Here is a 347-nt window from a genome sequence, read left to right as displayed (position 1 = left end):
CCTCGATGCCGATCTGGGGCAGCCGCTGGAGCAGGTGCTGCGCGACGCCCTTGCAGCGCTCGCACAGCGGCCCTTCGCGCAGCGCCTGCAGGACGCCCGCCGGCCCTGAAGCCTTCTGGGAGCCGCACGAAAAGCTGGGCGTGGAACGGGCCCTGGCCTGCACCGTGCTGGGCGATCCTCAACAGGTCGCCGAGGGTATCGCCGCTTTCGTTGAGCGGCACAAGCCTGACGAGCTGATGCGGATCAGCCTGATCACGCTGCAGATCGACCGCCGCGGCAAGGAAGGCCTGATCTGCCGCGACAACATGCGTGCCGATATCGCCGTGGCGTTCTACCTGCGGGTCAAC

At 68.0% G+C, this 347-nt stretch carries 2 pseudogenes; both read left to right on the top strand.

Features of this window, described 5'->3' with window-relative positions:
- Positions 1-109, top strand: a pseudogene (locus tag ABGA94_RS04775) (MarR family transcriptional regulator); the annotation flags it as partial.
- A pseudogene (locus ABGA94_RS04770) lies at positions 108-239 on the top strand (LLM class flavin-dependent oxidoreductase); the annotation flags it as partial. The pseudogenes ABGA94_RS04775 and ABGA94_RS04770, both read left to right, overlap by 2 nt.
- Between the last annotated feature and the right edge of the window lie 108 nt (positions 240-347).

The sequence above is a fragment of the Stenotrophomonas sp. 3diitr2024 genome (genome assembly GCF_042136455.1).
Lineage (GTDB): Bacteria > Pseudomonadota > Gammaproteobacteria > Xanthomonadales > Xanthomonadaceae > Stenotrophomonas > Stenotrophomonas sepilia.
Note: the sequence above shows the minus strand (reverse complement) of the source record. Positions and strands in the feature narration are given on the sequence as shown.